The sequence below is a fragment of the Streptococcus sanguinis genome (genome assembly GCF_050222175.1).
In the GTDB taxonomy this organism is placed as follows: Bacteria; Bacillota; Bacilli; order Lactobacillales; family Streptococcaceae; genus Streptococcus; species Streptococcus sanguinis_M.
The window spans coordinates 870,284-889,205 of record NZ_CP071420.1 but is presented as its reverse complement, the minus strand read 5'-3'; the positions used below and the strand labels follow the sequence as shown (position 1 = coordinate 889,205).

General features: G+C 42.4%; 19 protein-coding genes. All 19 read right to left on the bottom strand.

Annotated elements, in window-relative coordinates; genetic code table 11:
• Positions 1 to 24 precede the first annotated feature (24 nt).
• The 19 genes from J1C91_RS04510 to aroB all read right to left on the bottom strand — a co-directional run bounded on the left by J1C91_RS04510 (position 25) and on the right by aroB (position 18,918).
• Entirely contained in the window at positions 25 to 336 is a 312-nt protein-coding gene (locus J1C91_RS04510; RefSeq protein WP_002909403.1) for a hypothetical protein, read from the bottom strand.
• A gap of 46 nt (positions 337 to 382) precedes the next feature.
• A complete protein-coding gene (locus tag J1C91_RS04505) occupies positions 383 to 1,228 on the bottom strand; it encodes a DUF4300 family protein (protein ID WP_002909402.1) in 846 nt (281 codons plus the stop codon).
• 33 nt (positions 1,229 to 1,261) lie between these two features.
• Positions 1,262 to 1,804 carry a ClbS/DfsB family four-helix bundle protein gene (locus tag J1C91_RS04500; protein ID WP_032912428.1) on the bottom strand — a complete coding sequence of 181 codons (543 nt, stop codon included), beginning with the start codon at positions 1,802 to 1,804 and terminating at the stop codon, positions 1,262 to 1,264.
• Between the two features lie 59 nt (positions 1,805 to 1,863).
• A complete protein-coding gene (locus tag J1C91_RS04495) occupies positions 1,864 to 2,361 on the bottom strand; it encodes a hypothetical protein (protein ID WP_002909400.1) in 498 nt (165 codons plus the stop codon).
• An 85-nt stretch (positions 2,362 to 2,446) separates the two neighbouring features.
• A complete protein-coding gene (locus J1C91_RS04490) occupies positions 2,447 to 4,204 on the bottom strand; it encodes a glycoside hydrolase family 13 protein (protein ID WP_002909399.1) in 1,758 nt (585 codons plus the stop codon).
• A gap of 294 nt (positions 4,205 to 4,498) precedes the next feature.
• Positions 4,499 to 5,185, bottom strand: coding sequence for a hypothetical protein (locus J1C91_RS04485; RefSeq protein WP_002909398.1), 687 nt, complete (start codon positions 5,183 to 5,185; stop codon positions 4,499 to 4,501).
• A gap of 249 nt (positions 5,186 to 5,434) precedes the next feature.
• Positions 5,435 to 7,000 carry a streptosactin export ABC transporter GggC gene (gene gggC / locus J1C91_RS04480; protein ID WP_002909397.1) on the bottom strand — a complete coding sequence of 522 codons (1,566 nt, stop codon included), beginning with the start codon at positions 6,998 to 7,000 and terminating at the stop codon, positions 5,435 to 5,437.
• A 170-nt stretch (positions 7,001 to 7,170) separates the two neighbouring features.
• On the bottom strand, positions 7,171 to 7,752 hold the full coding sequence (locus J1C91_RS04475) for an ABC transporter permease (protein WP_002909396.1): 582 nt from the start codon (positions 7,750 to 7,752) through the stop codon (positions 7,171 to 7,173).
• The gene (locus tag J1C91_RS04470) at positions 7,745 to 8,485 is read right to left on the bottom strand and encodes an ABC transporter permease (protein ID WP_002909393.1); all 741 of its coding nucleotides are present in this window, start codon (positions 8,483 to 8,485) and stop codon (positions 7,745 to 7,747) included. The genes J1C91_RS04475 and J1C91_RS04470 overlap by 8 nt, the downstream gene beginning before the upstream one ends.
• The gene (locus J1C91_RS04465; RefSeq protein ID WP_002909392.1) at positions 8,475 to 9,374 is read right to left on the bottom strand and encodes an ABC transporter ATP-binding protein; all 900 of its coding nucleotides are present in this window, start codon (positions 9,372 to 9,374) and stop codon (positions 8,475 to 8,477) included. Before J1C91_RS04465 ends, J1C91_RS04470 begins: the two co-directional genes overlap by 11 nt.
• A gap of 200 nt (positions 9,375 to 9,574) precedes the next feature.
• Entirely contained in the window at positions 9,575 to 10,945 is a 1,371-nt protein-coding gene (rlmD, locus tag J1C91_RS04460) for a 23S rRNA (uracil(1939)-C(5))-methyltransferase RlmD (RefSeq protein WP_002909391.1), read from the bottom strand.
• An 84-nt stretch (positions 10,946 to 11,029) separates the two neighbouring features.
• A complete protein-coding gene (locus tag J1C91_RS04455; RefSeq protein WP_002909390.1) occupies positions 11,030 to 12,379 on the bottom strand; it encodes an LCP family protein in 1,350 nt (449 codons plus the stop codon).
• An 18-nt stretch (positions 12,380 to 12,397) separates the two neighbouring features.
• The gene (pheA, locus tag J1C91_RS04450; RefSeq protein ID WP_002909389.1) at positions 12,398 to 13,231 is read right to left on the bottom strand and encodes a prephenate dehydratase; all 834 of its coding nucleotides are present in this window, start codon (positions 13,229 to 13,231) and stop codon (positions 12,398 to 12,400) included.
• Entirely contained in the window at positions 13,228 to 13,704 is a 477-nt protein-coding gene (locus J1C91_RS04445; RefSeq protein WP_002909388.1) for a shikimate kinase, read from the bottom strand. Before J1C91_RS04445 ends, pheA begins: the two co-directional genes overlap by 4 nt.
• Complete coding sequence (gene aroA / locus J1C91_RS04440; RefSeq protein ID WP_002909387.1) at positions 13,697 to 14,980, bottom strand: 3-phosphoshikimate 1-carboxyvinyltransferase; 1,284 nt, start codon at positions 14,978 to 14,980, stop codon at positions 13,697 to 13,699. The genes J1C91_RS04445 and aroA overlap by 8 nt, the downstream gene beginning before the upstream one ends.
• Before the next feature lie 132 nt (positions 14,981 to 15,112).
• Complete coding sequence (locus J1C91_RS04435) at positions 15,113 to 15,451, bottom strand: YlbF/YmcA family competence regulator (RefSeq protein ID WP_002895097.1); 339 nt, start codon at positions 15,449 to 15,451, stop codon at positions 15,113 to 15,115.
• An 18-nt stretch (positions 15,452 to 15,469) separates the two neighbouring features.
• Positions 15,470 to 16,576, bottom strand: coding sequence for a prephenate dehydrogenase (locus tag J1C91_RS04430; protein ID WP_032912425.1), 1,107 nt, complete (start codon positions 16,574 to 16,576; stop codon positions 15,470 to 15,472).
• A 16-nt stretch (positions 16,577 to 16,592) separates the two neighbouring features.
• Positions 16,593 to 17,759, bottom strand: coding sequence for a chorismate synthase (aroC, locus tag J1C91_RS04425; protein WP_002909385.1), 1,167 nt, complete (start codon positions 17,757 to 17,759; stop codon positions 16,593 to 16,595).
• A 91-nt stretch (positions 17,760 to 17,850) separates the two neighbouring features.
• The gene (aroB, locus tag J1C91_RS04420) at positions 17,851 to 18,918 is read right to left on the bottom strand and encodes a 3-dehydroquinate synthase (protein ID WP_002909384.1); all 1,068 of its coding nucleotides are present in this window, start codon (positions 18,916 to 18,918) and stop codon (positions 17,851 to 17,853) included.
• Positions 18,919 to 18,922 lie beyond the last annotated feature (4 nt).

Below are 18,922 nucleotides of genomic sequence, written 5' to 3'. Positions count from 1 at the left end.
TCTTACTTCTTTCAAAGTAAGAACTCATTTAATCTTATGCTTATTCATCTTTTCTTCAAAAATGCTTGTCATAATCACGCGCAATTCTTCTCTTTCCTTGTCGGGAAGTTCGCCTTGTTGCTTAGCGACAGCGTATAGTTCAGGACATTGCTTGGCAACTCGCTCAACCGTCTTGGTCGTCGCATGCCCTCTCACAAAGAAAGGAATCCTCTTAATCCACTCTTTAGGCACAAGTGCCAGAATCTTTTTGGCAGCTTCCTTATCAGTGAGTTCCGCCGTGCTGAGCCCTTGATTGATCTGCTCCTGTTCCTTTTCTGTAAAATCTTTTAATTCCATACGCTAAATCTCCCAGTTCTATTTTCTTAATACTAACTGAAGCACACTACTTACCCTCTACCCACTTATCATTGTCCATGATAAAGGGCTTGGCCAAACCTTCCCCTGTGTAGTCTTTATATTTGGTCTGCAAGTATTTGTAGACATCTTCCTTGGTCGCAAATTTGATTGCCTGATAAGGCTCTTCAAAGGTCAGCTTTTCGATAAATAAATATCCATCTTTATCTGGAACCAAGACGCCGACATGCCCTACAAAGAGAGAGTCGCCATCAAGATTGTCGTGGACTATGACAGAAAGCATCCTCGCCTTTTCGCTAAACTTGAACTGCTTGAAGTATTCCTCCATCTTCTTAGCATGGACTTTTACATCTTGAGTCGCTTCAGTCTTGACTCTTGAGAATAGAATATTAAACTCTTCCTTATCCTTGGCATCAAAGAGCTTCCCCTTGTCAATCGAATCATTATCTATGAACAAGAGTTCGTCATCTTTTTCGATTTGAGGGATTTCGATGCTATTTTTCAGCAAAGTGTAAGTATTAATCCGACAATTTGTCCCGATAAAATCGCCCTTTTTTGCCTGCCATAGAGGATTGATTTTTTCTACGTCATATTCTGTTTTGGTAAACTTAGTGAAATCGCCCGTTAATCCAGTAGAGCCGACAAGTCCATTGTAGTCATTGACTAGATTGACAAAGTTATCGACACTGTCTTTATCCAAGTTGGCAGCCAACAAACTCTTAACTTCTTCGACACTCTTTTTACTGTTTAGATTTGAATAAGTCGATGTAGTTTGACTTGTTTCTTTATTTTTCTGCGAACTAGCGCATGCCGCCAGTCCAAAAGTCAAAGCCAGGCAGGCGCAGGACATGATTATTTTGCTGTATTTCTTCATTCTTATTTCTCTCCAATTCTTGTCTTCTATAGATTATTTTGCCTTGCAATTTTTTTGATGTGCCTTCAATTTTTTCATGGCCCAGTCATAATGGCTAGAAGTTGCACTTACAAAATAGGAACCTAGTACAGTCCGTCCGACCCATTTATATACATCTTTTGAAAATAATTCTTCATTTGTAAATGTGTCAGCTAAGTCCAAAACATCTTGATGGGACTGATGAAAGATCTCTGTTGCCTCTTCAAGAGAAGTATTCTGATGCTTCTTCCAAAATTCCAGATTCAACTCTCCATAAGTCTTCCAGTTGTAGGGCGCAGGAAGAAAGGGCTGCTCTTGCCCCTTTTGATTGGAATGCACCCAATTCAACAAGAGCTGATGCCATTCATAGAGGTGAATCAAAACATCTCTTACATTTTTATCTCGCCTCCAATGGGCCTCCTTCTTCTTTTCATCCCGAGAAAAATCAAAAGGCGTATTTAACTCTTGATCAGACAATTTGGAAATGAGAGTTTGTAACTTCTCAAAGTTTTCTTTAGCAGCTAGTAGCAAATCTTCTTTAGTTTTCGGTCTGGGCATAAGATTGCACTCCTTTGCATCTTTCGGTTCTTGGAAATCATTTTGCAAATCATCAGCGTTTATAAGATTTTCTCAATTTCCTTTGCTATTTTACTCTTTTTCAATTTCCTATTTCTAATGTATCTCCATAAAACAGCAGGATTCAAGCTGTATGACAATTGCAATAGAAAGTAATTTACCCACTCTATAAGAGCAAACATCCAAATCGAAAAAGAAATGATAAACGTAGAAAACTCTCCGTGATTAAATAATATCACAAAAATTCCCGTAGCTAGTAAAATAAAATCCAATTTCTTCAATATCTTGTAAATCTTTCCCGTATACTTTTCAGCAAATCCTGGATTGGAAATCCTCTTGATTAAAATCCACCAAAAAACGGAGCCTTGTATCAAGATAAAAGTTAGCAGAAACAAAGAGAAAGAAAGAGAAATGAAGGCTTTAGTAGTAAGAATCCACTTTTTAAGCAAGAAAAAATTCATCCAAAATACTAAAACAGCTGCCAATTCCCCACTAGCTAGATTAATCAACTTTTTCTTCAGAAGTTCTTTTGATTTCATCTTACACCACCATGAAAAAATTCTACCACTTTAAAAAAGAAGGTTCAAAGAGCCTGTTTGTCCGAGTTCCTTTGTTTCTACTCCATTACTTTTTAGACTCATCACAGTAAACTACAAACCCCTTTGGTAAGATGACAAGTTGCTGGTCATCAGTTTGGCAATGACTCACCAAATCAGCTGAATCTCTGTCTAATAGATAATTCTCTTTGGACTGATTAAAAACAGCTCGGATTACTTGATGATTGTGTTCCCACTCTAAAGCCAGCACATCAGGAGCGATTTCTTCTAGGGTAAATTTCCCATGCTGAATAATGTCCGCAGTTTCCTTGCGAAGCTGAATCAAGTTCTTCATAAAATTAAACATATCATTGTCATTGGAAACCTGGTCCCAAGGCATGACCCGTCTACAATCCGGGTCCATACCTCCGCCCAATTCTAGCTCAGTCCCATAATAAATACAAGGCGTCCCCCTTTGTAAAAAAAGAAAGGCGAGTGCGGATTTGACAAGCTGGATATCACCCTTGGCAGTCGCCAAAATCCGCTCTGTATCATGCGAATCCAAGAGATTGAACATGACCTCAGAAATCTGCTGCTTGTAGTACATGGACTGGCAGTTAATCTCAGATATGAATTGACTGATCTTCTTGCTCCTGCTCAAAAAGTAGTACTTGATACTATCGGATAGAGGATAGTTCATGACCGCGTGAAACTCATCTCCATTTAACCAAGGCTGAGAGGTATGCCAAACTTCTCCAAGAATATAAAGGTCAGGCTTTTTGGCCAAAACTGCCTTCCGAAAATCACGCCAAAATTGGTGATCGACCTCATTGGCCACGTCCAGCCGCCAAGCATCAATATCAAAATGTTCAATCCAATAGGTCGCAACGCTTAAGAGATAGTCTTTCACCTCAGGATTTGCCGTATTTAACTTAGGCATATAGCTGGCAAAGGCAAAGGTATGATAAGGCAGTTCTTTGGGATTCACAAGTTTGTCATTCGTCACTGGGAACTCCTGAATGTGGAACCAGTCTTGGTAAGCTGAATTTTCACCATGCTTGAGAACATCCTGCCATTGAGTGGATTGATCGCCAATATGATTGAAAACTGCATCCAGCATGACCTTCATGCCACGCAGATGAGCTTGCTCCACCAGTTGACGGAAAGTCTCCTTGTCCCCAAAGTGTTGATCAATTTCAAAGTAATCTGTCGTATTGTACTTGTGATTACTTGGAGATTCAAAGATAGGGCAAAGATAAAGTCCTGTAATCCCTAAGCCTTGCAAATAATCCAGATGGTCAATAATCCCCTGTAAATCTCCACCAAAGAAATCCGTAGTTTTAGGCGTGATAGACGAATCCCAATCTAGAGCTCCTTCTGGTGTAAGTTCAGCATTTCCATTAGCAAATCGTTCTGGAAAAATCTGATACCAGACCGTTTTTGAAACCCATTCAGGAATCTGGCAACCATCAATCTCATGAATATAAGGAAGTTTAAAACCATTGCCCTCCAAAGTAAGGTTTTCTGGACTATTGTCAGTGAAACCTTTATCTCCATACAAGATGCTTTGACCTTCTTTATCCTCAAGCTCAAAAAGATACTGGAGCCTAGCAAAGCGCACAGAGACAGCTACTTGCCAATAATCAAATAAGGCATCAGAGGTCACCTTGACCATCTCTTTCACATCTTCATAAGAATCCTCAAGAAAAATAAAAGGATCCCCATAGTGCAAAACGATTTTCTCTACATCCTCTTTCTTAGTCCTAATTCTGATATGCACTTTACCTTCTTTATAAAGGTAGGCATACTCCGACTCCGGTCTGTGATAAATAGCTGTTAATTCCATACTTTTCAACTCCTAGATTTCACTGTTTAAACTCATCGCAACTTTATGCAAACGATTCCATAGTTAGCCCTAGTATACTATTTTAAAAAAATGATTGCAAGCTATTGTTCAAGTTTGGGAATAGGAGGTATAGCAGGGAATATTAAAAAGCCTTGAGGACAAGGCCTTTTAGCTATTCAAGTTTTTAGAAAGATTCCTTACTTTTCTAAATCAAGTCATCTAACTCACTTTTGCTGAATCTAACAACCAGATAAGTCTTAAGATTATTGTTGTTTAATAAATTCAATTCTAGTGTTACTTATTTCTATCAAAGTCAAACCCTACCTGCCAAAATCCCATATCAAGTATTTTCATCTGCGGATAGAGCATATCAGCCACCTTCATTTTTTCTCTAACAGATTCTAGCTGTTCACTATATTTTTCATAGAATTCTACAAGCTGCAAAATGGATTTAATATTATAATTTCCCGTTGCAATCTTCTGCTTTTTTATACCATCAATGAAGTATCTATCATATGCAGGTACACACCCAAGTGTACCCATGAGAATTTTTGTAATGAGCGTATCTGATAATTTGTTTTTCAGTTCTATCCCTTTGACTTCGCGTCTAATCTTATCGTAATATTCATTTAAAAATGCATTAATCTCTAGTAGCAATTTCTGATTATACACCTCTCTAAAATCTGTACATTCTATCCCAGCTAAAGGATTATATTTTTTTCTTAACAATTCTTTCACTACTGGTATATGAACTCTATAATCCTTTTGCAGTAAAAACGATGAACCTCGATACATCCCCCAGCTTGCTAAATAAAACGCAAGTTGTAAGCTTAAATAATCAACATTTACATTGTTATTCTTTCGAGCATTTATAAAATGTGAATAACAGTGCTCCCACGAACGATATCGACCATGTTCGTCTGCTTTTAAATCATTGAAAAATTTTATTGACGAATCAATAATCAAATCGACAGTATTCATACTATTTACTCCCTATTTATTATTTATACCTGTTCCTATCCGAAAATACAAATGATTGTTCAAATAGTACTCCAACAACATCGGTTATTTTTTTAAATTTTCCAGTGTGTATCTTAGAAAAATAACATTCTTTATAGCTTTTTACAAATAAACATAGGCACGAACCAGAATCAATAATATGCGTATGCAAAAGATCTATAACAAGGTTTCTGTTAATTTCTATTTTTCTCAGATTACAATAATATACATCTACTTATTTTCAACCACATATCTACTTCTCTCCAATTTTATCACCTTATCATAGCACTTCAAGTCCTCTTCGCTATAGTGATGAATCACTTCTACGACTGCTTGTGGGAGAGAGAAGAGAAGCTGACTGATTTTCTCTTGGTTTTTAAGATCCAGATTGGCTTTGACCTCATCAGCCAGGATAAATTGGCGATTGTGATAGAGCGCGCGGGCAATTTCTAACCGCTGCTTCTCACCACCGGACAGGGTTTGATTGCTGGGTGTTTTGCCTTGGAGAGCTTTCAATCCGGTTTGCTGCAGAATCTCTTCCATCCTTCTGGAATCCAATTCTTGTCCCAAAGCGATATTTTCCTCTAGGCTCAAACCATCAAAGACATGACTGGACTGGAGAATGTAGGCTCCTGCCTGATACAGTTCATCCGAACTTGGCTCTTGTCCATGGTAGCGAATCCGACCTTGATTAGGCTTGATTTCTCCATAAATGAGGTTCAGTAAGGTTGTTTTCCCAGACCCACTTTCTCCGATAATGGCAATTTTTTCCCCTTCCTCAATGGTAAAGTCGCAAGGGGCTAGGATTTCTTGACCATCACGCTCTACACTAACCTGCTCTAGCTGGATAGGAAAGATGGAACCTTCAAGAACAGAAAGCATTGTCAACTCCTCTCCCAGCAGTTTTTGATATTTATCACAGAGAGACTTGGCTGATTTTCTAGTATTGATAAAATAAGATAGCTCCTGAAATTGGTAGCCGATATTGTGCGATACTAGGTAAATCCCAACAAAGCTGGCTGCAGATAGGTAGTTATAATAGGTCATGAAACCACCAATGACAATCGGCGCAACCGAACAAAAAGCATCAATCCCATTGATAAGGAGACTGTTTAGCGTCCGCTGCTTTTCATAGGCGACTTCTTGCTCTAAAGCCTTGTGTAAATCTTTGGAAAACAGTTTGTAAAACATGCTTTGTCCCTGATAATGCCGTATGGAACGAGCACCCGCAATCATGTTGGTCACTTGGGAGACATAGCCTTGGTTAGCTAGGGACTTCTGCTTAGTAATCGCATCCAAGCGCTTGGAACCTATGCTACTACAAAGAACAGGTATCGAATAAAAAATGATAAAGAGCAAGCCGAGATAGAAATTTGTCCAGAGAGCATAAGAGATGGAGACGGTTGTAAATCCCAAAGAAGAAATGATAATGACAGTCGGCTCAATATAGTTATCTTCTAGCTGTTTCACATCATTTTCCAGGTCGGACAAAACCTCTTCATCTGCTATCCGACGGCTATATAAGAAAGTTTGAAAGATAGCCTGCTTAATCCCCAACTTGAAGTCCGTCAGCACTCGTGCATAGTAATAGCGTTTCCCCGCCAAACCTAGCAAGAGAATCAAATTCCCCACAATCCCCCAAGTCAAGACCTGCCACAGCAAATGCAACTGGTGATTGGTAAAACTAGAGACAATATACTGAATCAAAGCTGGTGTAATGACAGCCTCCAGCCAAGTAATCATAATCGCAACAAAATAGAAGAATAAATACTTTTTAGTCACATAGGATCTAAGCATAGTGTATAAACCTCCTGAAGTTATTTACCAACTTAGATGGTCTTTTTTTATCTAAACGGGGATAAAATAGGAGCCTGAATATTTGAATGAAAGCATTAAACGTAGGGCTGCTACTTTATAATCTTTCGAAAAAGACTTAAATAACTAGTTCTAAACATATCAATTTACTTTTATTTTTTATTCAAAAATATATCCAACACATCTGCATAGCTAACAAAGGGAGCAGGAAATACTAGTCCAGAATAAAATAACATTATGGTATTAAATAAATTCAATAGGACGGATACTCGTTTAAAGCGTTCTGTTAACTTAATTGCCATGGTATATAAGACAAAAAATACAGCATAATTAAGTATTGACATCAAAATCAAATCCACTAAATGTAATGAGGGCATAAAAAATTTTCCATTAAAAAACAGATGCGATAGAATGATTGAAATCAAAAAAATGAGTGTCGACCAAATAAAATAAGTTGTTGATCTAGCAATATAAATCATCATTGGTGTCCGTCTAGTTGTTTTGATATTTGTATATTGATTAGTGCGAATTTCAAATTCCAACTCCTCATTAGCAAGCAATATCACATTAGTTATAGAATAATAAATAAAAAAATAGAGTAGATTTATCGGTTTATCACTATTGAAAATAATAATGATTCCTGTAATAAAAATCATGGAATAAATCACTTCGCAAATACTATCAAACGTGTATCGAACTCTATAATTGAAATATCTTCTTAATTCACTAAACATGGAAAAGGCTCCCTCTTTTTTTAGCAATGTTCAATAAAGTGAAAAATAGGAAAGTTCCAGCTGACCAATATACTGCACAATAGACTATAATAAAAAAGATACTCTGGTAGGACGGAGAAATAATAAAATTTCTCAAGGCATAGTAAGGGAAAAGCTTTCCTATAAAGCCAAATAAACCACCTAGCGGTGTTAGTATGCCAGTAAAATACAGCATGAAATAAGAAATTAACGATGTAATGCTAGAAGTACGATTAAAAATGAAGCAGAGACTTGATAGGAAAAAACCCAAACCATATATGCTAATAACAGTTAGCATACATGCAGCCAGGTTTCCAACTAACTTTAAAATACTATCCGGAAAATCAATATCATTAAGCGTGGATAAAACGATAAATATAGGTATGGCTTTAACTAGATCCACCAATATCTGAACAATAATTTTAAACATTAAGACATGAAAAACACTCTTACTGCTCTGGATTACACTTATCAAAGTTCTATCATAAAGGTCATCCTCAATAAAAAAAGTTGGGTGCGTAATACTATGACTCGTAAAATACCAAGTAAATAATAAACATAACAATAAAAATTTACTTTGCGTATCTTTAAAGTATTGAAGATAAGCTGAAACCATTATCAAAATTCCAAAATTTGAAAAAAATAAATTGAATTTAAACTGCATCATCTCTTGCAGCTGTCTCTTTAACTCCCTTCTTATTTCTTTAATCATCATTGATAACCTCATACAATATTTCTTCGATGCTTTCTTCAACTTCTTCAAAAAATATCATCTCAAAATTATTAAAGATATTATTTTTTACCTGACTATCTTTCACTTCAACAATCAATCTTTTATTTTCTACTTGATAAGATAAATCAGGAAACAATCTCTCAAAAGCATCTTTATCAGAGTTTGAAATACCAATTCTATATTTAACCCACCTAGTATTTTTCCCAAAGATTTCTGAGAAACTACCTTGCTGTATTATTCTCCCGCTACGCATGATACAAATTCTTGTTGATATTTCTTTTGCAAAATAGATATCATGAGTCGTCATGAGAACAATGGTTCCTTTTTCTTGGCTGAGAGTTAGTAACAATTTCGCAAACTGCTTTTTGGCAATGACATCCAGACCATTGGTTGGCTCATCTAAACACAATACTTTTGGCTTACAAAGTAATGCAATAATCAAAGACAATTTTTGTCTCGTTCCTTGTGACAATTCGGACACCAAGACATCAACATAGGGATGGAAAGCTAGTTTATTAAATAAATCCTCCAATTCATCCTTAACCTGATCACGCGAACTTTTATTCAGATGTAAAAAGTAATCAATATTTTGATTTGCCGTCAGATATTCATAGTAGCCTCTACCGCTTTCTAGTACAAGCTTGACATTGTTATGAATATCTTTCGAAGTATTCTTACTGCCAAAAACAAATACATCACCTGCGTCTTGTAACATTAAGCCAGAGATAATTTTTATGAAAGTTGATTTACCTGCACCATTGGTGCCCACTATAGAAACAATCTCTCCTGAATGCGATTCAAAGCTAGGAATGTCCAATACAACTTTACCACGAAAATTTTTCTTTAGATTGCTTATAATAATTTCATTCATACTCGCATTAACCTATTTCGATTACTAATACTTTGAACTGTCAAAAATTTACAAACAAGGATTTTTGAATTACTTTCTCTAAAATGTTCCTACGTTTTCACCAGCAAAGCTACACACTCAGCGGTTCAGATTTTCCGTATCATCTCGTCGGTTTCCCTCCTCATTCTACGAGTCCTATCCCATGGGCGGAGCATCTACTTCTACTTCGCTGATACCTCAGCTCGTACAAGCAGCGATACCGCCTCAACATGATGCGTTTGAGGAAATAAGTCCACCGGCTGTACTTTCTTCAACTCATATCCTAATTCTTGATAGAGTTTGATATCACGCGCCATGGTTGCGACATTGCAGGAGATATAAGTGATTTTTGGGGGCTCCATGCTGACGCTGGCTTTGATGAAGCTCTCTGTCAGGCCTTTTCGTGGTGGATCGACAAGGATGACATCCGCTTGGATACCCTCTTTAAGCCAGTTTTGGATGGCTTCCTCAGCAGGGGCGCAGACATAGCTGGCGTTGGTAATGCCGTTGATTGCCGCATTCTTTTGACTATTTTCGACAGCTTCTGGGATCACTTCGACACCATAGACCTGCTTGACCTGCTTGGCAACTGATAGACCGATAGTCCCGATGCCAGAGTAGGCATCCAGCACTACATCTTCTGTGGTCAGCTCGGAAAAGTCAATGGCTGTCTGATAGAGCTTTTCTGCCATCTCCGTATTAACCTGGTAAAAGGCAGGCGCAGCAATCTGGAAGTCATTTCCCAGCATCTGGTCGGTAATGTAGTCTTGACCATAAAGCATTCGCCAGTCTTTTCCGAAAATCGCATTGCCCGGCTGATCATTGATATTCTGCATAATGGACTTAATAGCTGGGAAAGCCTCTGTCAAGCGGTCCATCAGCTGCTCTACTCGGAAAATCTTGGGACGAGTTGTCACTAGAATCACCATAATTTCCCCTGAATAATGGCCGCGGCGGACTACCAGATTGCGAATAAGTCCAGTCTTTTCTTGCTCATCATAAGGTTTGAGGTCAAAACGACGCAACAAATCACGTGTAAAGAGGATAACTTGGTCAATGACTGGATCCTGAATATAAAAATCTTCAATCGGCAGGAGGTCATGGGAATTTTTCCGGAAAAATCCTGTTTCCAGCTGGCCATTAACACGGCGGACAGGCACTTGAGCCTTATTACGGTAGCCCAACGGCTGCTCCATACCAAGTGTCGGCGGCACCTCTACATCAGACAAACCAGCAATCTTATAGAGACTGTCCTTGACCTGCTTGCGTTTGAAGTCCAGCTGGGCTGGGTAGTTCAGATGCCCCAAGTCTGCAATCCCCGTACGCAGATAGGCCATATCAAGATTTTCATTGCGCTGGTCTGAAGTACGGAGAAATTCCTCCACCTTGCCAAAGCCGATTTTTTTGTTAACCTTGAGCACACGCATGCGGATGAGCTCACCCGGCAGGGCATTTTCCACAAAGAAAACCAGGCCTTCTGCCTTGGCCACCCCTACTCCCTCGTGGCTCAAATCCACGATTTCAACTTCAATCATATCATTCTTTTTTAACATATTTTTCTCTTTCTGCTTTATCGCTCTGCCATTTCCTAAAAGAAAAGGCAGAACATCGTCCTACCTTTCATTATATCATATATCTTATCTGAGACCCATTTGCTGCAGTCTTTCTTTATAGGCTTCAAAGTCAATCAAGAGCCCTTGGCCACCGTACATGTCATAGGTATCAACCCAGTCACCATTTTCCGGAATCGTCAGGCGCTCAACCCCATTGCGGGAATCTCCAGCCATAGAGAGACCATTGGTCAAAAGGAAGCTGTAAGGCACATTGGTAGAAGTCAAGGCAAAGACCTTACCAAGAGCCTCTGATCCAGTAAAGAGCTTAGTCGGATCCTTGACTTGCTGGAAGACAGCCGTCAAAACTTCCTGCTGACGGCGGGTCCGGCCAAAGTCGCCCTCATCATCCTTACGGAAGCGAGCGTAGTTGAGCAAGGTCCGACCGTCCATCTGCTGCTGACCGACCTTGATTGTTTGATTGGGTACCACACCGTCCTTCATATTCAGGTCATCTGGCACTTCAACCTCTGTCACTTTCTCCCCATCAATCGTTGAGAACTGGGCATTCATGCTGACGCCATTTGGGAAAAGCGTGTCAATAGCTGTCGCAAAGGTCTGGAAATCCACCAGTGCATAATATTTGATGTCCAAATCGAAATTATCTTTGAGCATCTGGCGGACATAGTCTGCACCACGGTTGTGATTTTGCTCCCCAATCGTATAGGCAGAATTGAGTTTTTGGTCATAGTAATCTGCCTGCGACGGATCCGTGTACTCATTGCTGACGCCATCAATGTGAATAAGGGTATCACGCATAAAGCTGACCAATTTCACCTTGTGATCCTTATTACCAACATTCAAAACCATAATGGAGTCGGTCCGCGTCTCAGTCGAGTCATCACCAACCCGGCCATCCGTCCCAAGAATGAGGATATTCACTCCGTCCTTAGTATCCTTGCCGTCAAAAAATTCTGTTTCTGCTGGTTTAGAATTTCCAGTGTGAGCTGTCGTCAAGCCTTTGATAAACATGAAAATCATGCCGCCCAAGACCATCAGAAGGAAAATCCCTGCCCAAAGCAGAATCCGTTTCAAGCGGATTTTTTTGCGGGGTTTCTTGGACTTGTCTTGTCCCAGACCAGCTCCTGCCAGATCTTCCGACGCCTTCTTTTCTCTTCTGCTGCGAGAAGAACGCTCAGGGAACTTGGGCAAGAGGCCAGAAGAATCCATTTCCACTGACTCTTGCTCATAGGCGTCACTAACTGTATGCGGCTGCTCGTCATGGTCCGGCACACTGGCTGAACTGCCAATCCCCTTGGACTTCTGACGCAGATAGTCAAATTCTTTCTTTTCTTTATCGTTTAGATAATAATAATTTTTATAGAGATAATCTAAGCGGAGCTGTTCATGATGGCTAAGATTTTCTGGTTTCTTCATCTCTTCTCCAATCTACTGCTACTTGTCCTGAATCAGAAACACACTGTAGCTACCAAAAATTTTATAAGTAATTCCAAGACTTGTCAACTCTTGATAGGCAAAATCCGCCAATTTTTTCTGCTCGTTGTCAATGTCAATAATGAAGAAATACTCTCCCAGAGCCGTTTTTAGAGGCCGGCTCTCAATCTTGGTCAGGTCAATCCCACGCCAAGCAAAGGTTGACAAAGCCTTATAGAGAGCACCTGGCAAATTGTCCGGTAAGGTCAAAGCCAGTGTCTGCTTGTCTCCCGTCTTAGCCAGTTGAAGCTTTGGCACCTCATGACCTAGAATCCAGAAGCGGGTATAATTTTCTTCCATTTCCTGAATGTCGCTGGCTGCTACTTTAAGCCCGTATTCTGCTGCAGCCGTGCGCGGGGCAATAGCCGCAAAATTCTTTTCAGGATGTTCTGCCACAAAACGAGCTGCATAGGCTGTACTTGCTGTTACCTCAATGGCAGCATGCGGATAATGCTGGCGGATGTATTTCTTTCCTTGGGCAATAGCCTGCGGGTGAGAAAATATTTTCTCAATTGGCTTTTCTAAATCAGTCACTAAAAGCTGCTGCTTGATGGGGTGCACAATCTCAGTCACCGCCTGAATGTCTGCTTGATGAAAGAGATAGTCCAGCGTCTCATGGACACTGCCCTCAATGGAATTTTCCACCGGAACAACCGAGTAATCCACTTCTCTAGCCTCATAAGCCTTCATGACCTCGGTGATATTCTGATAAGGCACCAAGTCCTGGCTGGGAAAGGCAGCTTGGGCTACATGGTGAGAAAAGGAGCCTCTGGGACCTAAAAATGCTATTTTCATTGAATTTCCTCAATAATTTCCTGCGGGCTTTTGAGCCTCGTATCGACAATCTGGGTCGCAACTTCCTCATACCAAGCCTTACGCTGCTCAAACATCTGCTGCAAGTCTGATTTGCTCTGTTTTAAGAACAAGGGCCGCTCCTGCTCAGCATCCTGCTGGATTCGCTGATAGAGCGTTTCAAAATCTGCTTTCAGGTAGATATTATCAGCATTCTGAGCAAGCAATCTGCGGTTTTCAGGGCTGACGACTACACCGCCGCCGGTTGAGACGACCAAGTCCGTATCGATCAGCTCAGCTAAGAGCTGGGCTTCAGCAGCCCGAAAGGCCGCTTCACCATGCTGATCAAAATAGTCCTTGATGGACATGCCCAACCGCTGGCAGAGCAGTTCATCCATATCGACAAAGTTTTGAGCTAAGCCTCTGGCCACTGTGGATTTCCCGGCTCCCATAAAGCCCAGCAATATCTTAGCCATGCATCAAGCCCTCCAAGTCACTGAAGAAGCTTGGATAGCTGGTTTTAATAGCTTCAGACCGCTCAAGTTCTACCTGACCGCTTTGAGCCAACAAAGCAGCAATTGCCGTCATCATCCCGATGCGATGGTCACCAAGGGTGTTGACCCGTGCACCGTGTAGAGGTGTTTTCCCTTCGATAATCATGCCGTCTTCCGTCGGTTTAATAGCTGCGCCCATGCTATTGAGAGCGTCTGCCACTACCTGGATACGGTCGGTTTCTTTGACCTTGAGCTCCTCTGCATCACGAATAACAGTCCGTCCCTGAGCCTGAGTCGCAAGAAGCGCAATAATCGGCAACTCATCAATCAAGCGTGGGATAATCTCGCCACCAATCTCCGTTCCCTTAAGCTCAGACGTCTCAACGGTGATGGTTGCAGACTTGGCTACTTGATCGACATCTGACAGCGTCATCCGTCCACCCATAGCCTCTATCACTTCTAGAATCCCTGTACGAGTTTCATTGATGCCGACATTCTCTAAAACAATCTTAGAGTCCGGCACAATCAATCCAGCTACCAGCCAGAAGGCCGCACTGGAAATGTCACCTGGAACCGTCACTTCCTGAGCAGTGAATTCCTGACCGCCCTGAATGCGAATTTCCTTGCCCTTGACCTCAATCTGCCCACCAAACTGGGCAATCATATCTTCTGTATGATTACGGGTGATTTCCTTTTCAATAATAACCGACTCTCCCTGAGCCTGCAAAGCAGCAAAAATCAAGGCCGACTTAACCTGAGCAGAAGCCACTGGCAGCTGATAATGAATAGGCTGCAGTTCCCTGCTCCCCTTCATCTTGAGCGGTGGTAAATCACGCTCAGTCCGACCAGCAATCTCTACTCCCATCTGCCGCAGAGGAATGGTCACCCGATCCATAGGCCGCTTGGATAGACTGTCGTCACCAAACATCTCCGCTTCGAAATCCTGACCGGCCAAAACACCAGAAATCAAGCGGATAGACGTTCCAGAATTGCCCATATCCAGCCTATTTTTCGGTGCTTGCAGGCCTTCAAATCCTACACCATGTATCTTGACTAGATTTCCATCGTCCTCAATCTGCACGCCTAAGTCACGAAAAACCTGCATGGTGGACAGCACATCTTCTCCTCGCAGAATGTCGCGAACAGTAGTGACCCCCTTGGCCAAACTGCCAAAAATAATGGAACGGTGGCTGATAGACTTATCTCCAGGTACGCGGATACGGCCCTTCAGGCCTCTTACATTGGTTGATAATTTCATAGATGACCTCGTACTTTCCTTTGTTGCTTCTTATTTTATCATAAAAAGACCAGAAATTCTTAAAATTTCTGGAATCCTAGCTGAAGCAAAAAAAATCCGGGTATTCAGCCCAGATTCTCCTTTTTTATTAGCTTACTTAAGCAAATCCTGCACCGGATCAAAGATAATACGCTCAATGTCCGCCAGATAGATGGACAGTTGCTGCTGCTTATTGAAGAATTCAGAAAGAACAGCATTGCCCTGAATCTTCTCACCAAAGGAAGTCATCTTGTCCTGCACCTCCTGAGTCGGTACCTGACCAGTCTGAGCCAGCTGTTGCAACTCCTGCTGGAAAGCCAGATAATCTGTAAAAATAGCCTTCGCTTCGCTATCAGCATCCACTGCTTTCTTGCTTTCTGCAACTGCCTTGTACTCAGGTAAATCACGCAGATTTCTGCTCAGTTCATTGGCTAAATCATAAATATTTGACATAGAGTTCTCCAATCTATATTAGTCTACGGACACTAGGTAATCCGTATTTTCTCTTACTATTTTAGCAGATTTTTCCAAATCTTGGTGATTTTTAAAGGTGATTTGCAGAATACCATTTATATCTTCTCGGTTTTCCTCGTTGATACGAATGTTGACGACTGAAATTCCCCGCAGGAGCTCCAAAATACCCAAAATCGCATCTTCTTCGTCGGGCACCTCAATAAAAAGGTCATAAAAGCTATCTACACCGGCACGCTTATGAATTTCCATCTGCTTGCGGCTCTGCCGTCCTCGATCGAAAAATTCCCAGATAGCTGTCTCGTCCTTGGCCTCAATCGCTGCGGCAACCTTGTCTAACTGGTCTTTAAAATCTTCCAGCCGCTCCAAGATAGCTTGAGGATTGGTCAAGAGGATAGAGGTCCACATACCTGGCTCACTCTCCGCAATCCGCGTCATATCTCGAAAACCACCGGCTGCAAAAGATTGGGTCAGCTCATGCTCCTGGCTATAAGCTGCCGCTTGCTCCATGAGGCTGGAGGCTAGGATATGCGGAAAATGACTGATTTGACTGGTCACTCGGTCGTGCTCAGCTGCATCCACCTGGATAAAGCGGGCATGAAGACCACTTAGCAAGTCTTTCATTTCCTCAAGCGTACCAGGCTTGGTCAGGCTAGAGGGGGTGAAGATATAATAGGCATTTTCAAAGAGAGTGACATGGGCAGCCTTGGCTCCGGTCTTGTGACTTCCGGCCATCGGGTGAGCGCCGACAAAGCGGACGGGCTTATTCTGCAGATACTTTTCTGCAGCTGCCACAATCTCTGCCTTGGTCGATCCAGCATCTGAGATGATAACATTTTCCTTCAGGTCCAGCTCTGCTAGATTTTTGATAAATGCTATGGTCTGCTTGATGGGCACAGCCAGAATAATCACATCAGCCAGTGGAGCAAAGGCGGCAAAATCATCCGTTACCCGATCTACCATTCCCCGCTCCAGGGCAACTCTGCGCGATTCTTCACTGCGATTGTAGCCAAGAATCTCTATCTCAGGATGAGCTCGCCTGATGCCCAGAGCCAAAGAGGCTCCAATCAGTCCCAGACCTGCGATATAGACTATTTTTCTCTCCATGCCCTTCTCCTTACTTTTAAAAGTTCTTGACAAATTCCCGATGGCGAGCTACCGCATCCTTTAGTTCTTCCAGATTGTCCGAAGAGAACTTCTCCAGAACTTCGGTGGCTAAAACTGTTGCCACCACGCTTTCCATGACAACACCCGCCGCTGGTAGAGCCGTAGGATCGCTCCGTTCCACTGTCGCCTTATAAGGCTCGTGGGTCTCAATATCCACACTCATCAGTGGCTTGTAAAGGGTTGGAATGGGCTTCATAACAACTCGCACCACGATTGGCTGACCATTGGTCATACCGCCCTCAAAGCCGCCTAGATTATTAGTTCTGCGAGTGAAACCATCCTCCTCAGACCAGAGGATTTCATCCATGACTTGACTGCCCTTGAGACGGCCGGCTTCAAAGCCCACACCAAACTCGACTCCCTTGAAGGCATTGATGGACACGACTCCCTGAGCAATCTTGGCATCCAACTTCTTGTCCCATTGGACATAGGAGCCCAGACCGACCGGCACACCACCAACGATAGTCTCAATGACACCACCGATGGTATCTCCGTCTTTCTTAATCTGGTCAATGTAGGCCTTGATTTCTTCTTCGCGCTCGGGATTGACAATGGAAACCTCTGACTGGGCAGCTCTTTCCTTGATCTCTGCTACAGTCAGATCGTCCGGCACATCAATAACAATACCACCAAAGGACACGATATGGCTGGCTACCTCTACACCGATTTCTTCCAGCAAACGCTTGGCTACCGCTCCGACTGCTACACGCATGGTCGTTTCGCGGGCAGAAGAACGCTCAAGTGAATTTCGCAAATCGTCAAAGCGGTATTTCATACCACCGACCAAATCCGCATGGCCAGGGCGTGGTTTGGTAATCTTACGCAGCCCTTTTTTCTTTTCATCCACATCTGCCACGCTCATAATCTCCAGCCACTTCTGATGATCCAGATTCGTGACATTGAGGGTAATCGGGCCGCCCATGGTCAAGCCATGCCGAACCCCAGACGTAATCTCGACTTGGTCGCTCTCAATCTTCATGCGGGCACCGCGACCATACCCACCCTGGCGTCGCTTGAGCTCAGCATTGATATAATCAGCGGTCAGAGGAAGACCAGCCGGCACTCCCTCAATAATAGCTGTCAGACGTGGTCCGTGCGATTCACCTGCTGTTAAGTATCTCATACATTTTCTCCTATTCTGAGATGGAAAAAACTGGACATTCTGTCTATTTTTTCATCCAAACTGTCCAATCGTCTTAAACTCCATCTGGCACTTATTTCTTCAGAAATTCTTTCATCTCTTCCAGCGGAATCTGGTGAATACTAGCCGAACCCAGCTCAGGCACCAGTACTAGCTTGATAGAGTTGCCTCTAGCCTTCTTATCATGAGTCAAGGCCTGATAGAGAGCATTCTCATTCCAAGGCTGATAATCCACCGGCAAGCCAAACTTCTGACACATACGGACGATGTCTTCTGTAATTCCGGCTGGCATGAGGCCTTTCTTTTCAGCGACGCGGGAAACCTCTACCATGCCAATCGCCACGGCTTCACCGTGCATGACTTTTCCATAGCCCGCTGTCGCTTCAATAGCGTGCCCAATAGTATGGCCGAAGTTCAGGTAAAGGCGAACACCATTATCCAGCTCGTCCTCGACCACAATCTTACGCTTGACATCACAGGAATGGTAAATGATGCTTTCGGCATGCTCCAAAATTGACTCTGGACTGCCATCCATTTCCGAAAGCTCATTCCAGAGTTCCTTGTCCTCAATCAAACCGTACTTGACCACCTCGCCCATGCCTTCAATCAGTTCCCGCTGACCCAAAGTATGCAAGACTTCTGGATCAATCAGAACTCCGTCAGGCTGGGTAAAAGTGCCGACCATATTCTTGGCCCAAGGCGTATTGACACCTGTCTTACCACCGATAGAGGAGTCCACTTGGGCTGTCAGACTGGTCGGAATTTGCACAAAATGCACACCCCGCATGTAGGTCGAAGCGGCAAAGCCTGCCAAATCACCAACAACACCTCCTCCCAAGGCCACGATGCCATCACTGCGGGTCAGACCAACCTTGACCAAAAACTCATAAACTTTGTTGACCGTCTTTAAGTTCTTGCTGGCTTCACCCTCCAAAAAGTCAAAGACAAAGGCCTCAAACCCAGCCGCTTCCAAGCTCAGCTTGACCTTTTCCGCATAGAGTCTAGCCACTCGATTGTCCGTGACGATGACTACCTTTTGAGGCTGCCAAAGCTGACTCAGCCAACTTCCAGCCTGAGATAAAGACCCCTTTTCGATGAGAATATCATAGGGATGATGCGGGAGATTCACATTCAGTTTCATAAGC

What these genes read in the sequence shown, in the direction of transcription:
- J1C91_RS04510 (WP_002909403.1), bottom strand. Translation starts at nt 336, where the DNA reads ATGGAATTAAAAGATTTTACAGAAAAGGAACAGGAGCAGATCAATCAA.
- J1C91_RS04505 (WP_002909402.1), bottom strand. Translation starts at nt 1,228, where the DNA reads ATGAAGAAATACAGCAAAATAATCATGTCCTGCGCCTGCCTGGCTTTG.
- J1C91_RS04500 (WP_032912428.1), bottom strand. Translation starts at nt 1,804, where the DNA reads ATGCCCAGACCGAAAACTAAAGAAGATTTGCTACTAGCTGCTAAAGAA.
- J1C91_RS04495 (WP_002909400.1), bottom strand. Translation starts at nt 2,361, where the DNA reads ATGAAATCAAAAGAACTTCTGAAGAAAAAGTTGATTAATCTAGCTAGT.
- J1C91_RS04490 (WP_002909399.1), bottom strand. Translation starts at nt 4,204, where the DNA reads ATGGAATTAACAGCTATTTATCACAGACCGGAGTCGGAGTATGCCTAC.
- J1C91_RS04485 (WP_002909398.1), bottom strand. Translation starts at nt 5,185, where the DNA reads ATGAATACTGTCGATTTGATTATTGATTCGTCAATAAAATTTTTCAAT.
- gggC (WP_002909397.1), bottom strand. Translation starts at nt 7,000, where the DNA reads ATGCTTAGATCCTATGTGACTAAAAAGTATTTATTCTTCTATTTTGTT.
- J1C91_RS04475 (WP_002909396.1), bottom strand. Translation starts at nt 7,752, where the DNA reads ATGTTTAGTGAATTAAGAAGATATTTCAATTATAGAGTTCGATACACG.
- J1C91_RS04470 (WP_002909393.1), bottom strand. Translation starts at nt 8,485, where the DNA reads ATGATGATTAAAGAAATAAGAAGGGAGTTAAAGAGACAGCTGCAAGAG.
- J1C91_RS04465 (WP_002909392.1), bottom strand. Translation starts at nt 9,374, where the DNA reads ATGAATGAAATTATTATAAGCAATCTAAAGAAAAATTTTCGTGGTAAA.
- rlmD (WP_002909391.1), bottom strand. Translation starts at nt 10,945, where the DNA reads ATGTTAAAAAAGAATGATATGATTGAAGTTGAAATCGTGGATTTGAGC.
- J1C91_RS04455 (WP_002909390.1), bottom strand. Translation starts at nt 12,379, where the DNA reads ATGAAGAAACCAGAAAATCTTAGCCATCATGAACAGCTCCGCTTAGAT.
- pheA (WP_002909389.1), bottom strand. Translation starts at nt 13,231, where the DNA reads ATGAAAATAGCATTTTTAGGTCCCAGAGGCTCCTTTTCTCACCATGTA.
- J1C91_RS04445 (WP_002909388.1), bottom strand. Translation starts at nt 13,704, where the DNA reads ATGGCTAAGATATTGCTGGGCTTTATGGGAGCCGGGAAATCCACAGTG.
- aroA (WP_002909387.1), bottom strand. Translation starts at nt 14,980, where the DNA reads ATGAAATTATCAACCAATGTAAGAGGCCTGAAGGGCCGTATCCGCGTA.
- J1C91_RS04435 (WP_002895097.1), bottom strand. Translation starts at nt 15,451, where the DNA reads ATGTCAAATATTTATGATTTAGCCAATGAACTGAGCAGAAATCTGCGT.
- J1C91_RS04430 (WP_032912425.1), bottom strand. Translation starts at nt 16,576, where the DNA reads ATGGAGAGAAAAATAGTCTATATCGCAGGTCTGGGACTGATTGGAGCC.
- aroC (WP_002909385.1), bottom strand. Translation starts at nt 17,759, where the DNA reads ATGAGATACTTAACAGCAGGTGAATCGCACGGACCACGTCTGACAGCT.
- aroB (WP_002909384.1), bottom strand. Translation starts at nt 18,918, where the DNA reads ATGAAACTGAATGTGAATCTCCCGCATCATCCCTATGATATTCTCATC.